Source organism: Kitasatospora sp. NPDC093679 (genome assembly GCF_040683455.1).
In the GTDB taxonomy this organism is placed as follows: Bacteria; Actinomycetota; Actinomycetes; order Streptomycetales; family Streptomycetaceae; genus Kitasatospora; species Kitasatospora arboriphila.
This window is the reverse complement of record NZ_JBFBDW010000010.1, coordinates 63,116-76,103: the sequence shown is the minus strand read 5'-3', so window position 1 is coordinate 76,103 and position 12,988 is coordinate 63,116. Positions and strand designations below refer to the sequence as shown.

The window sequence follows — 12,988 nt, the reverse complement described above, 5'->3', positions numbered from 1 at the left end:
TCGTCAGCAGGTTCGGTCGTAACTACAAAGCAACGCCCGCTCCCGGGCGCGGGGGCTCGGAAGGGGCGAAATCACGAGCCTAACAATTTCCGCCTCCCGGCGGGAGGGGAGCTCGCGGGCACGGCCACGGCAGGCTGCCGCGGGGCGGCGGCACTCCGTACGGATGCCCGCCCGTACGCTCGAATATGCGCCGGGGAGGGTGCGATGCGCAAAGGGGAATTCCGCCCGGACGGCTCCCCCGGACGGGTGGCGGATCAGCGGCGGGGCGTGCAGCCCAGCAGCTCCGCGGTCACCCCGCGGGCGGTGGTGCGCAGCGTCACCACCTGCGACCAGGTGCTGCCCTCGGCCGGCACCGGGAAGTCGTACTGGCCCACCACGGCCTTGTCCGCTGCCATCGACCGCACCGTGCAGACACCCGCGGTGCCCGACTCCTTGCGGACCGACAGCTGCAGCTGCATCTCGTGGTCGGAGACCGCCTCGAAGGCCGGCACGCTGCCGCTGATCACGCTCTCGCGCAGGATGTACGAGGCGCCCAGCCAGGCCACCACGCCCAGGAACAGCACGCCGCACACCACCGCGGCGATCCGCAGCCGACGGTCCGCCTCGGCGTCGGAGCGGCGGCTGTAGCGGCCCTCCGGCAGGGCGGTGGTCGTACGACTGGGGTCCATGGCCGGCTCGGTCCTTTCGACGAGGCGCGCTCGGGCTGGGGAGGGAATGGAGCGGCTCCTCAGTCCGTCACTATAGAAGGGGCACGTCCGCGCCGGAGGCGGCGGGGGAGCCGACCCGACGAACCGGACATACCTGGAAGGGAACCAGGCGTTGAGCGAGCAGTTGCGACTGATGGCGGTGCACGCGCACCCGGACGACGAGTCCAGCAAGGGCGCCGCCACCACGGCGATGTACGTCGCCCAGGGGGTGGACGTGCTGGTGGCCACCTGCACCGGTGGCGAGCGGGGGTCGATCCTCAACCCCAAGCTGCAGGGCGACGCCTGGGTCGAGGAGAACATCCACGAGGTGCGCCGCAAGGAGATGGACGCCGCCCGGGAGATCCTCGGCGTGCAGCAGGCCTGGCTGGGCTACGTCGACTCCGGGCTGCCCGAGGGTGACCCGCTGCCGCCGCTCCCCGAGGGCTGCTTCGCCCTGGAGGACGTGGACGCGGCGGCCGGCACCCTGGTGCGGCTGATCCGCGAGTTCCGCCCGCACGTGATCACCACGTACGACGAGAACGGCGGGTACCCGCACCCCGACCACATCATGACCCACAAGATCACCATGGTGGCCTTCGACGCCGCCGGCGACCCGGACGCCTACCCGGAGGCCGGCGAGCCCTGGCAGCCGCAGAAGCTGTACTACAACCACGGCTTCCCGATGGGCCGGATCCGCGCCCTGCACGCCTACCTCACCGACAACGGGCACGACTCCCCGTACGGCGAGTGGATCGCCGGCTGGGAGAAGAGCGGCCGCAAGGAGCGCGAGATCACCACCCGCGTGGTCTGCGACGACTACTTCGAGATCCGCGACAAGGCGCTGATCGCGCACGCCACCCAGATCGACCCCGACGGCCCCTGGTTCCGCGTCCCGCTGGACATCCAGCGCGAGGTGTGGCCCACCGAGGACTACGAGCTCGCCCGCTCGCACGTCGACACCGACCTGCCCGAGAACGACCTGTTCGCGGGCCTGCGCAAGTAGCGCGAACCCCCTGCACCACCCCGGTGGCCCGGCCCGTGTAGGGCCGGGCCACCATGGAGAGATGAGCACCCCCGTGAACCTCACCCACCTCGCCGCGGACCTCGCCCTCGACCAGAACAAGGTCACCCCGGGCCTGCTCGGCTTCGTCGTCTTCGCGGCCCTCGGCATCGCCACCTGGTTCCTGCTGAAGTCCATGAACAGCCGCTTCAAGAAGATCGACTTCGCCGAGGAGCCGGAGACCACCGAGGAGTAGTCACACCGGGAGCTGCCGCTCGCCGCCGTCGTCGAAGTACCGGTCGAGGTAGGCGTCGGGCTCCAGCGGGCTGTCCCGCAGCAGCGAGAACACCTCCGCGCCCGGCCCGGGGACGTCCACCGCCTCGTAGCACTGCGCGAGCCCGGTGTACTCGACACCGGTGTCCTCGGCGTACCCGGCCGCCTCCGCCTCGGCCAGCGCGATCGCCCCGGCCGCCGAGGCCGCCCGCCACAGGGTGATCCGCTCCTCGTAGGTACCGCGGCCCGTCCACCGGAACACGCACCGCACGCCTTATCTGCTTCAGCACGCCGACAACCCGGTCGACTGGTGGCCCTGGGGACCCGAGGCCTTCGCCGAGGCCGAGCGACGCGGGGTGCCCGTTCTGCTGTCCGTCGGGTACGCGGCCTGCCACTGGTGCCAGTGACTTAACACAACCAGGTAGTCCTGACCTGGGGCTCTGCCAGAGGGCAGCCGCACGGACACTGCGATGCCGTTGTCCGCCCTGACGCCACCGATCGGCACTCTCGTAGCGGACCCCGCGCGGCACCGGTGGCCCCATATCCTGAGGGTGACAGGAAGGAGCCGTTGATGAGCGTCGACGCGGTCATGCACACCGAGTTCCCCGCAGGGTACGTGATCTTCTTCGGTACCGACGGGAAGGTGATCATGACCCCGCAGAGCTTCGAGCACTCCAGCACCATCAAGTCGATGCAGATCGACTCGCTCTCGCTCGGCCGGCATGCGAAGACCGCCTCCGACGTGTACATCGACTTCCCGGCCGACGAGAACTCAGCCCCGGACTTCGCGATCCTGCGGGAGGACGCGCAGCGGCAGGGCAAGCGCTACGGCTTCGAGGACGTGCTGCTGATCGCCGAGGTGGTGTCGGTCTCCTCCGCGCGCAAGGACTACGACGACTGCACCGCCAAGTACGGCCGCTACGGCATCCCGGTCTACGTGGTGGTGGACCCGTACGCCGCAGAGGTCGTCGTCCACACCCAGCCCACCGGCTCCGGGTACATCGCGGCACACACGCACAAGTACGGCTCGGGCAAGCTGCCCATCGAGCTGGCCGACGGGCGGACCTACACCCTCGACCTGGACGAGCTGCCCCGGCCCGAGGCAGACGCTCGCTGAAGTGCTCAGCAATGAGAGCTTCAAATCCCGCCGTGGCTGTCATGCAGTTGTGAGGCCTCGTTCTTGAACCCGAACTCGGTGAGTGTGGTGCACAAGCGGTCCACGACGTAACTCTTTGCATCTGGGGCCAGGCTGCCGAAGGTCTTCTCAAGAAGGGTTGCGGTACGCACCCACGCCGCGCCCGGTGCGTACGCGGCCACCTTGTCGCTCAGCGTCTGGACGAGTTGCACGGTCTTGTCGTCCAGCTGGCCCGGGGCCTCCAAGAGCATGTGGGCGACGACGAGCGTGGGGTCTTCGCGCAGGAGATCGCGCAGGTCGACGAGCTGGGCGATGCGGTCGCTGCGTTCCTGCTGCGCGGCGCGTGCTCGTGCTCGGGCGCGTAGGTGCGCACGGACGTCATGCAGATCCTGTGTGGGCACGTGGACGTGCACGGTGATGGCGTCGATGCGCAGCCCGTCATTGGGCAGGTCACGGCGTCCTCCCAGTACAGCGTTGGCCCGGTATCCGAGTTCTGCGGCGGCCAGAATCGACAGGTCCGCCGCGATGGAGCGCCCCCGGTGGAGTCGAGTGCCGGATGACTGTCTTGGCAGCGCTGACGGTGCGGAGATTCTGGCCGGCGACTCGTCTGTAAGGTCAGCGTGCGGGCCGCTGCCGCCCAACTTGAGGCAAGCAATGCGGCCCCAGCCCTCGACCCCAGCCCGTCACCAGGGCAGCGTAGGGGCTGGCAGGGCAGCGCCGCCGGATTGCTACCGGGGGCCGTTGGATCCCCATTCGCCACGTGATGGCGTATGAGAGTAAATCGGCAAAGCAGACGAGGTGTGCGGGTCCCACGGTCGGGGCCGGAACGCTGTGAGAGGCTGGGGTGCATGAACCGGTTGGCTGGTGTGACCTCGCCTTATCTGCTTCAGCACGCCGACAACCCGGTCGACTGGTGGCCCTGGGGACCCGAGGCCTTCGCCGAGGCCGAGCGACGCGGGGTGCCCGTTCTGCTGTCCGTCGGGTACGCGGCCTGCCACTGGTGCCACGTGATGGCCCACGAGTCCTTCGAGGACGAGGCCGTCGCCGCCTACGCCAACGAGCACTTCGTGGCCGTCAAGGTCGACCGCGAGGAACGGCCCGACGTCGACGCCGTCTACATGGAGGCCGTCCAGGCCGCCACCGGCCAGGGCGGCTGGCCCATGACGGTCTTCCTCACGCCGGACAAGGAACCGTTCTACTTCGGCACCTACTTCCCGCCCGAGCCCCGGCACGGCATGCCCGGCTTCCGGCAGGTCCTGGAGGGCGTCACCGCCGCCTGGCGCGACCGCCGCGAGGAGGTCGGCGAGGTCGCCGGCCGGATCCGCGCCGAACTGCGGGAACGCGCCCGGGTCTACGGCGCCGGCGCCGGCGTGCTGCCCGCCCCCGGCGAGGCCGAACTGCACGCCGCCCTGCTCGAACTCGGCCGCGGCTTCGACGAACGCCGCGGCGGCTTCGGCGGCGCCCCCAAGTTCCCGCCGTCCATGACCGTCGAGTGGCTGCTGCGCCACCACGCCCGCACCGGCTCCGCCGCCGCCCTGGAGATGGCCGCGCGCACCTGCGACGCGATGTCCCGCGGCGGCCTGTACGACCAGCTCGGCGGCGGCTTCGCCCGCTACTCCGTGGACGCCGACTGGGTCGTGCCGCACTTCGAGAAGATGCTGTACGACAACGCCCTGCTGCTGCGCACCTACCTCCACCTGTGGCGCGCCACCGGCGACGCCCGCGCCCGCCGCACCGCACTGGACACCGCCGACTTCCTGCTCCGCGAACTGCGCACCCCCGAGGGCGGCTTCGCCTCCGCCCTGGACGCCGACTCGCCCGACCCGGCCACCGGCACGTCCGCCGAGGGCGCCTACTACGCCTGGACCCCGGAGCAGCTCACCGCCGCCCTCGGCCCCGAGGACGCCGCCCTCGCCGCCGGGATCTTCGAGGTCACCGGCACCTTCGAGCACGGCAGCTCCGTCCTCCAGCTGCTCACCGACCCCGAAGACCCCGAGGCGTACGAGCGGATCCGCACCCGCCTCTTCGAGGCCCGCGCCGAGCGGCCCGCCCCCGCCCGCGACGACAAGGTCGTCGCCGCCTGGAACGGCCTCGCGATCGCCGCGCTCGCCGAGACCGGCGCCCTGCTGGAGCGCCCCGACCTCGTCGAGGCCGCCGAACGCGCCGCCGACCTGCTGCTCGCCGTCCACCTCACCGCCGACGGCCGGCTGCTGCGCACCTCCCGCGACGGCCGGGCCGGCGCCAACGCCGGCGTCCTGGAGGACTACGCCGACACCGCCGAGGGCTTCCTCGCCCTGTACGCCGTCACCGGCGAGGCCGAGTGGCTCGACCTCGCCGGCGGGCTCCTCGACACCGTCCTCGCCCACTTCACCGACGCCGCCTCCGGCGCCCTCTACGACACCGCCGACGACGCCGAGGAGCTGATCCGGCGCCCGCAGGACCCGACCGACAACGCGACCCCCTCCGGCTGGACGGCCGCCGCCGGCGCACTGCTCGGCTACGCCGCCTACACCGGCTCCGAGCGCCACCGCACCGCCGCCGAGCGGGCACTCGGCGTGGTCGGCGCGCTCGGCACCCGGGCCCCCCGGTTCATCGGCTGGGGGCTCGCCGTCGCCGAGGCGCTGCTCGACGGCCCGCGCGAGGTCGCCGTGGTCGGCCCGGCCGGCGACCCCGCCACCGCCGAACTGCACCGCACCGCGCTGCTCTCCACCGCCCCCGGCGCGGTCGTCGCGGTCGGCGAGGCGGGCAGCAAGGAGGTCCCGCTGCTGGCCGACCGCCCGCTGCTCGCCGGGCGTCCCGCCGCCTACGTCTGCCGGCACTTCAGCTGCGACGCCCCCACCGCCGACGCCGCCGAACTCGCGGAGCGCCTCGGCTAATTCGAATGCGCACGGGTCGCGGGCGGCGCCAGGATGAGGCATGACCTGGACCCTCACGAACGACCCCGCCGCCCTCCGGGCCGAAGCCGACGCCTTCCTCGCCGCCCACCCGGCCGACAACACCGTGCTGCTCACCCTGCTGGACCGGATCGCCAAGCGCGGCCGGCACGCCTTCGGCGACGGGGACCCGGTGTTCGGCCACTGGCGGGCCGCGCCGGACGGCCCGGTCGCGGGTGTCTTCGCACAGACCCCGCCCTACCCGGTGCGGCTCGGCCGGATGCCCGCCGAGCTCGCCCGGGCCCTGCACGACCGCGGCGCGCGGGTGCCCGGGGTGGCCGGCGAGCGGGCGGCCGCGGTGGCGTTCGCCCGGGCATGGCCGCCCGCTGCCGCAGGCGCCGTCCGCGCCGAGACCGCCGTCGACGAGCGGCTCTACCGGCTGGCCGGGCTGGAGGGGCCCTCACCGGTGCCCGCCGGCACCGCGCGGCCCGCCGGGCCCGCCGACCGGGAGCAGCTCGTCGAGTGGAGCGCCGCCTTCCTCGCCGAGATCGGCGAGAGCAACCCGGTCGACCACGGCGCCTACGTCGACGGCCGGCTCGCCGAGGGCGGCCTGCACGTGTGGGAGGACGGCGGCCGTCCGGTCTCCTTCGCCGGCGCCAGCCCGGTGATCGCCGGGATGTCCCGGATCGGCCCGGTCTTCACCCCCGTCGCCCTGCGCGGCCGCGGCTACGCCAGCGGGGTCGTCGCCGCCGCCTCGGCGCACGCCCTGGCGGCCGGCGCCGCCGAGGTGCTGCTCTACACCGACCTCGCCAACCCGGTCAGCAACTCGATCTACCAGAAGCTCGGCTACCGGCCGGTGGCCGACCACGTGACCTTCGACTTCACGGGCGGCTGACGGGCGGTCAGTCCCAGTCCCAGCCGATGCCGAGCAGGCCGGGCGGCAGGCCGCTCGCCACCAGGTGCACGCTGTGGTGCCCGTCCAGGGTCAGCTCCTCCGACTCGTGCGGCCGCTCGCCCGGCGCCCGGACGGCGAAGCGGTGGCAGCGGACGGGCAGCGCGGCCGGGTCGAAGGTGACCTGGAGGACGTACTGGCCGGCCCCGGCGTTGAAGCCGCGGACGTACTCGCAGCTCGGCGTCGGGGTCGGCGCGTCGTCGAAGCCGTAGCCGAGCAGGTGGGTGTCACCGGTGCGCAGCCTGCGGTCCAGCAGCAGTTCGGCGACCAGCAGGCCGTGCTCCGGGTCGCGCCGGATCCGGCCCGGCCGGCAGTTCTCCTCGGTGCGCAGCACCACCCGCCCCGGGTCCGAGCCGGGATCGCCCTGGTGGATGGCGAGGTAGCGGTCGACGCCGTCGCGGTGGGCGCGCAGCGCGTGCTGGGAGTCCCGCCGGGCCAGCCGCCGGCGGGCGTCGATCCGGATCCGCTCGACGTGCACCACCGTGTGCAGCCCGGAGTCCTGCGGGCCGCAGATCGCGGCGATCAGCCCGTCCACGGCGCTGCGCGGCCGGATCAGGGCGCGGTACGGCAGGGTGGCCGGCGCGGCCGGCCCGGCCGGGGCCCGGCGGGGGCCGAGCAGCCGGGTCAGCGAGTGCTCCGGCAGGTCGAGCACCTCCTCCAGCGCCGCCACGGCCCGCAGCGACTCCGGGCGTTCGGGTCGCCGCCTGCCCTGCTGCCAGTAGCTGAGGCTGGTGACGCCGACCCGGACACCGCGCCGGGCGAGGCGCTCCTGCACCCGCTGCAGGGCCAGGCCGCGCGCGGCGATGGCGGTGCGCAGGGCGAGCGGGAACGGGCCGGTGCGGAGCACGGCCGCGAGATCCGGCGGGACGGTCGGCTGCATGGCCACCTCCGGGGCTGGGGTGAATATTCACACCCCGTGCCCGCCGTGTCATCAGGTACGGACGTGGCGGGCGGGCCGCGTTCACATCCGGAGGGCGGGCGTTCACACCGCGGACGGCGCGGCCCGGCCGTGCGTTGACCGGTGCCGGACGGCGCCCGATGCTCTTCGCACCGCGTCCGGACGCGCACCCCCACACCTCTTCCTACGCCCCACCGCAGGAGGAACCCCCATGCCGTCAACTCCCGTGCCGCAGGCACCGGGACGCCTGCGCCGTGCGGTCGCCGCACTCGCGCTGGGCGTCCTGGCCCCGGCCCTCACCGCGGCCGCCGCCTCCCCGGCGCAGGCCGCCCCCGTCCGGCCCCCCGTCCCCGCACCTCAAGCCCCGGCGCCCGCCGCCGGGCAGTCGGCGTCCCGCACCCTCGGCATCACCATGCAGCAACAGCAGCAGTCCAACTGGTGCTGGGCCGCGAGCGGCAACACCGTCGCGACCTACTACGGCTACGGCTACAGCCAGAACCAGTTCTGCAACCTGGCCTTCGGCCGCGCCGTCGACTCCGCCTGCCCGAACGGCCAGGCCACCCTGGGCGACGTCCAGAACGCCCTGTGGCGGATCGGCGTCAACCCCGGCCGCTACGTGAGCGGCACCCTCTCCTACGCCACCGTCCAGAGCGAGATCGACGCCGGGCGGCCGGTGGAGACCCGCATCCAGTGGGCCTCGGGCGGCGGCCACATGCACGTCCTCTACGGCTACGACGCCGCCGGCAGCTGGGTCTACTGGGGCGATCCCTGGCCGTCCAACCACCGCTACAACTGGGCGGATTACCGCTACTACACGAGCAACGGCAGCTTCGGCTGGACCCACTCCCTGTACCGGATCGGCGCGTGAGGAGCCAGCCATGACCGGATACCCGAGACACCTCACCGCGCTCGTCCTCGCCGGCTGCCTCGGCCTCGCCGCGGCGCCGCTCGCCGCGGCCGCGGACGCCGCCGCCCCGGCCCCGGTCGCCCCGGCGGAGCTGGCCGCCGCCCGGTCCGCGGCCGCCGCCCCGGCCGCACTCGACCGGGTGGCCCTGTTCTTCGCCCGACAGGGCCGCCCGGCCGGCGCGGCCGGACTCTCCGCCGCGGCCGAGGCGAAGGCCGCGACCGCCGCCGCACCCCGGCTGACCGGGGACGCGGTCGCCGTCTACGGCCTCGACGAGGGCTTCGTCGCGGGCGTCGCCGGCGCCCCGGTGGCCCGCGTGGAGTTCGTCGCCGGCCGGGCGGTCGCCGCGGGCGGGCGGACCGCCTCGGTCTGGACGATCCGCGACGGCGGCGGCTGGCGGGTGGTGAACGTCGCCTCCGGCGGCGACGAGACCGACTACCCCGCGCAGGCCGCGGCCACCGGTGGCGGCACCGCCTTCCGGGAGCCGCAGATCGACGCCTGGTACGTGCTGCGCGGCGGCCGGGTGCTGCCGCTCGACGAGGACGCCCGCCGCTCGGTCGGCGCGGGCGGCACCACCCTCGCCGAGTACCGGAAGCTGGTGCAGCAGCGGTACGGCGGCCGGCTGCCGGGCTCGTCCTACGACCGGGCGGGCGCGGGCGGCGGCTGGGCGGACACCGCCGTGGCCGCCGGGCCGGAACGGCCGTCCGGGCGCGGACCGGCGGTGGCGGCGGGCGCAGCGCTCGCGGTCACCGTGCTGACGGGGGCGGGGCTGGCCGTCCGCAGGCGCGGCGCCCGGCGGTAGCCGGTCCGAGGGTGCGTCCCCGGGGCGGCCCGACCGGTCCTCGACCGGCCGGGCCGCCCGTCGGCGTGCCCGGGTGCCCGCCTGCCCGCCGCGCCGGTGGTCCACTGCGCCGGGTGCCGGCCGTGCGGGCGTTCCGTGTGCGTGCCGCCCTTGTCCGTGGCCGTCGTGCGGATGTTTCGGAGGCGGAGCGTCGGGTCGGCACGAGGTGTTGCCGCAGTGTTGACGCGGAGTTAGCCTCCGGAGGCTCTGAGCATGTCACCGTGGGCGGGGAGGAGCATCTGACGATCTGTCATGTGATGGGAGGCGAGGCGATGGCGCTGCGGAGTGCACGGTTCTGGGGTGCGGTGGTGGTGGTGTCGGCCGCGCTGGCCGTCGTCGTGGGCTACCTGGCCGGCGGGCCGCGGACGGTCTGGATGGTGGCCGCGGTGGAGACGCTGCTGGTGATGGCGCACGTCGGCCGGAAGTTCCGCGCGAAGGCGCACCCCCGGCCGGCCGGCGAAGGGCCCGGCGCGGCGCACTGCGAGCGCTGCCGCCGGGCCCAGGAGCGTCTGGAGCTGCGGGCGTCCTCAGCCGGCCGCGCTGTACGCGACCAGTGAGACGCCGACGTACTGGACGATGAACGCGCCGAGGGTGAAGGCGTGGAAGACCTCGTGGAAGCCGAACCAGCGGGGTGAGGGGTTCGGCCGCTTCAGGCCGTAGACCACGCCGCCGAGGCTGTAGAGGCCGCCGCCGACGATCATCAGGGTGAGCACCGCGGCGCCGCCGGTGTGCAGGAAGTCCGGCAGGAAGAAGGCCGCGGCCCAGCCGAGTGCCAGGTAGACCGGGGTGTAGAGCCAGCGCGGCGCGCCGACCCAGAACACCCGGAACGCGATGCCGAGCAGCGCTCCGCCCCACACCGCCCAGAGCAGCAGCTGCTGCCGGGCGCCGTCCAGCAGCAGGATGGTGAACGGGGTGTAGGTGCCCGCGATGATCAGGAAGATGTTGGCGTGGTCGAGCCGGCGCAGGATCGCCTCGCCGCGCGGGCCCCAGGTGAAGCGGTGGTAGACCGCGCTCACCCCGAACAGCATCCAGGCGGTCACCGAGTAGATCGTGCACGCCGCCGTGGCGGCCGTCGAGTCGGCCAGGCAGATCAGGACGATCCCGGCCGCCACCGAGGCGGGGAACATGCCGGCGTGGAGCCAGCCGCGCCACTTGGGCTTCAGGGCTTCGCCGGCGGCGGCGAGGTCCGCAGTGAGGTCCGCAGCAGTCATGCGCAGCATCTTACGGAACCGTAGGTTACTGCCAGGTAGTCAGTGGCGATCATCACTTTTGGACATTCTGGAGTGTTACCCACGTCTCAGTGCCGGTCCCGGTGCGGCCGAATCCGACCCCTGTCGCCCATTCTCTTGGACATTTCGTAGTAAGGATTTCGGAACGTACTACGAAGTGCACCAAAGCGGGGTGGTGTCCGGGGCTACCGTGTAACCACCCTCAAACCCCCGCGATGCCGTCTCCTGGCCGAGATGGTGTGAAACGGAGCGAACGTGTCGCCTCTGAAGTCTGCGCTCGCCGAGTCCGCGCCCACCCGCCACCAGCAGCTGCTGGACTGGGTCGCCGAGATCGCCGAGCTGACCCAGCCCGACCGCATCGAATGGTGCGACGGATCGGAGGAGGAGTACCACCGCCTCGCCGAGCTGCTGGTCGCCCAGGGCACCTTCAAGAAGCTCGACGACGAGAAGCGTCCCAACTCCTTCTACGCCGCCTCCGACCCGACCGACGTCGCCCGTGTCGAGGACCGCACCTACATCTGCTCCGAGAAGGAGGAGGACGCCGGTCCGACCAACAACTGGAAGGCCCCCGCCGAGATGCGGGAGGTCTTCGCGGGCGAGAACGGCCTCTTCCGTGGCTCGATGAAGGGCCGCACGATGTACGTCGTGCCCTTCTCCATGGGCCCGGTCGGCTCCCCGCTGGCCGCGTACGGCGTCGAGATCACCGACTCCGCCTACGTCGCCGTCTCCATGCGCGTGATGACCCGCATGGGCAAGGCCGTGATCGACCAGCTCGGCGAGGACGGCGAGTTCGTCAAGGCCGTGCACACCGTCGGCGCCCCGCTCGCCGAGGGCGAGGCCGACGTGGCCTGGCCGTGCAACTCCACCAAGTACATCTCGCACTTCCCGGAGACCCGCGAGATCTGGTCCTTCGGCTCCGGCTACGGCGGCAACGCCCTGCTCGGCAAGAAGTGCTACGCGTTGCGCATCGCCTCCACCATGGCCCGCGACGAGGGCTGGCTGGCCGAGCACATGCTCGTCCTCAAGCTCACCCCGCCGAGCGGCGAGGCCAAGTACATCGCGGCCGCCTTCCCGTCCGCCTGCGGCAAGACCAACCTCGCCATGCTCCAGCCCACCATTCCGGGCTGGAAGGTCGAGACGATCGGCGACGACATCGCCTGGATGCGCTTCGGCGCCGACGGCCGCCTCTACGCCATCAACCCCGAGGCCGGCTTCTTCGGCGTCGCCCCCGGCACCGGCGTGGACACCAACGCCAACGCCATCGACACCCTCTGGGGCAACACCGTCTTCACCAACGTCGCGCTCACCGACGACGGCGACGTGTGGTGGGAGGGCCTCACCGAGCAGCCCCCGGCGCACCTGACCGACTGGCGCGGCAACGACTGGACCCCCGAGTCCGGCACCCCCGCCGCCCACCCGAACGCCCGGTTCGCCGTCCCGGCCGCGCAGTGCCCGACGATCGCCCCCGAGTGGGAGGACCAGGCCGGCGTCCCGATCTCGGCCATCCTCTTCGGCGGCCGCCGCGCCACCGCCGTCCCGCTGGTCACCGAGTCCTTCGACTGGCAGCACGGCGTCTTCCTCGGCGCCAACATCGCCTCCGAGAAGACCGCCGCCCAGGAGGGCACCGTCGGCGAGCTGCGCCGCGACCCGTTCGCGATGCTGCCGTTCTGCGGCTACAACATGGGCGACTACTTCGCCCACTGGCTGAAGATCGGCGCCGAGGCCGACGCCTCGAAGCTCCCGAAGATCTACTACGTCAACTGGTTCCGCAAGAACAGCGACGGCAAGTTCATCTGGCCGGGCTTCGGCGAGAACAGCCGCGTGCTCAAGTGGATCGTGGAGCGCCTGGAGGGCACCGGCAAGGGCGTCGAGACCCCGATCGGCGTGCTGCCCGAGGTCGAGGGCTTCGACCTCACCGGCCTCGACATCCCGCAGTCCGACCTCGACCTGCTGTTCTCCGTGGACGCCGACATCTGGCGCCAGGAGGCCGCGCTGGTCCCGGCCCACCTGGAGATGTTCGGCGAGCACACGCCGACCGAGCTCTGGGACGAGTACCGCGCGCTGGTGAAGCGCCTGGGCTGACGCCCGGGTTTGAGGGAGCGCCGCCCCTCCTCCTCACCGGGGGGCGGCGCTGCTCGAACGCTTCGCCCTGACGGGCAAGCCGAGAGGGGCGCGTGGGAGTACCTCCCGGCCGAAG

14 protein-coding genes and 1 pseudogene are annotated in these 12,988 nt (G+C 72.9%); 10 read left to right on the top strand and 5 right to left on the bottom strand.

The window, feature by feature from the left end:
- Window positions 1-254: 254 nt before the first annotated feature.
- On the bottom strand, window positions 255-668 hold the full coding sequence (locus tag AB0O09_RS11300) for a DUF4307 domain-containing protein (protein ID WP_363541332.1): 414 nt from the start codon (window positions 666-668) through the stop codon (window positions 255-257).
- 151 nt (window positions 669-819) lie between these two features.
- On the opposite strand from AB0O09_RS11300, the gene mca reads away from it, so the two are divergent.
- Entirely contained in the window at window positions 820-1,689 is an 870-nt protein-coding gene (gene mca, locus AB0O09_RS11295; RefSeq protein WP_344625802.1) for a mycothiol conjugate amidase Mca, read from the top strand.
- Between the two features lie 61 nt (window positions 1,690-1,750).
- Window positions 1,751-1,942 carry a hypothetical protein gene (locus AB0O09_RS11290; protein ID WP_030273631.1) on the top strand — a complete coding sequence of 64 codons (192 nt, stop codon included), beginning with the start codon at window positions 1,751-1,753 and terminating at the stop codon, window positions 1,940-1,942.
- Here AB0O09_RS11290 and AB0O09_RS11285 read toward each other — a convergent pair whose 3' ends face one another.
- Window positions 1,943-2,221, bottom strand: a complete 279-nt coding sequence (locus tag AB0O09_RS11285) for a hypothetical protein (protein ID WP_363541330.1) — start codon at window positions 2,219-2,221, stop codon at window positions 1,943-1,945.
- Between the two features lie 16 nt (window positions 2,222-2,237).
- Here AB0O09_RS11285 and AB0O09_RS11280 point away from each other — a divergent pair.
- Together AB0O09_RS11280 and AB0O09_RS11275 are read left to right on the top strand one after the other, a co-directional pair.
- A pseudogene (locus AB0O09_RS11280) lies at window positions 2,238-2,360 on the top strand (DUF255 domain-containing protein); the annotation flags it as partial.
- Window positions 2,361-2,530: 170 nt separating this feature from the next.
- On the top strand, window positions 2,531-3,076 hold the full coding sequence (locus AB0O09_RS11275) for a Uma2 family endonuclease (RefSeq protein ID WP_363541329.1): 546 nt from the start codon (window positions 2,531-2,533) through the stop codon (window positions 3,074-3,076).
- 20 nt (window positions 3,077-3,096) lie between these two features.
- Here the strand turns inward: AB0O09_RS11275 and AB0O09_RS11270 are convergent, their stop codons facing one another.
- On the bottom strand, window positions 3,097-3,735 hold the full coding sequence (locus AB0O09_RS11270) for a hypothetical protein (RefSeq protein ID WP_363541328.1): 639 nt from the start codon (window positions 3,733-3,735) through the stop codon (window positions 3,097-3,099).
- Window positions 3,736-3,942: 207 nt separating this feature from the next.
- On the opposite strand from AB0O09_RS11270, the gene AB0O09_RS11265 reads away from it, so the two are divergent.
- Window positions 3,943-5,970, top strand: a complete 2,028-nt coding sequence (locus tag AB0O09_RS11265) for a thioredoxin domain-containing protein (protein ID WP_363541327.1) — start codon at window positions 3,943-3,945, stop codon at window positions 5,968-5,970.
- Between the two features lie 40 nt (window positions 5,971-6,010).
- A complete protein-coding gene (locus AB0O09_RS11260; protein ID WP_363541326.1) occupies window positions 6,011-6,862 on the top strand; it encodes a GNAT family N-acetyltransferase in 852 nt (283 codons plus the stop codon).
- 7 nt (window positions 6,863-6,869) lie between these two features.
- Here the strand turns inward: AB0O09_RS11260 and AB0O09_RS11255 are convergent, their stop codons facing one another.
- The gene (locus AB0O09_RS11255; protein ID WP_363541325.1) at window positions 6,870-7,799 is read right to left on the bottom strand and encodes a hypothetical protein; all 930 of its coding nucleotides are present in this window, start codon (window positions 7,797-7,799) and stop codon (window positions 6,870-6,872) included.
- 229 nt (window positions 7,800-8,028) lie between these two features.
- Between AB0O09_RS11255 and AB0O09_RS11250 the strand changes: the two genes are divergently transcribed.
- From AB0O09_RS11250 to AB0O09_RS11240, 3 genes are all read left to right on the top strand, one after another.
- Window positions 8,029-8,685 carry a papain-like cysteine protease family protein gene (locus AB0O09_RS11250; RefSeq protein WP_363541324.1) on the top strand — a complete coding sequence of 219 codons (657 nt, stop codon included), beginning with the start codon at window positions 8,029-8,031 and terminating at the stop codon, window positions 8,683-8,685.
- Window positions 8,686-8,695: 10 nt separating this feature from the next.
- The gene (locus AB0O09_RS11245; RefSeq protein WP_363541322.1) at window positions 8,696-9,523 is read left to right on the top strand and encodes a hypothetical protein; all 828 of its coding nucleotides are present in this window, start codon (window positions 8,696-8,698) and stop codon (window positions 9,521-9,523) included.
- A 260-nt stretch (window positions 9,524-9,783) separates the two neighbouring features.
- Window positions 9,784-10,119 (top strand): hypothetical protein, encoded by a 336-nt coding sequence (locus AB0O09_RS11240; protein WP_363541321.1) that lies wholly within the window; start codon window positions 9,784-9,786, stop codon window positions 10,117-10,119.
- On the opposite strand, the gene AB0O09_RS11235 is transcribed toward AB0O09_RS11240, so the two are convergent.
- The gene (locus AB0O09_RS11235; protein WP_363541320.1) at window positions 10,090-10,773 is read right to left on the bottom strand and encodes a hemolysin III family protein; all 684 of its coding nucleotides are present in this window, start codon (window positions 10,771-10,773) and stop codon (window positions 10,090-10,092) included. The genes AB0O09_RS11240 and AB0O09_RS11235 overlap by 30 nt on opposite strands.
- Before the next feature lie 273 nt (window positions 10,774-11,046).
- Between AB0O09_RS11235 and AB0O09_RS11230 the strand changes: the two genes are divergently transcribed.
- Window positions 11,047-12,873, top strand: a complete 1,827-nt coding sequence (locus AB0O09_RS11230; protein ID WP_363541319.1) for a phosphoenolpyruvate carboxykinase (GTP) — start codon at window positions 11,047-11,049, stop codon at window positions 12,871-12,873.
- Window positions 12,874-12,988: the final 115 nt, after the last annotated feature.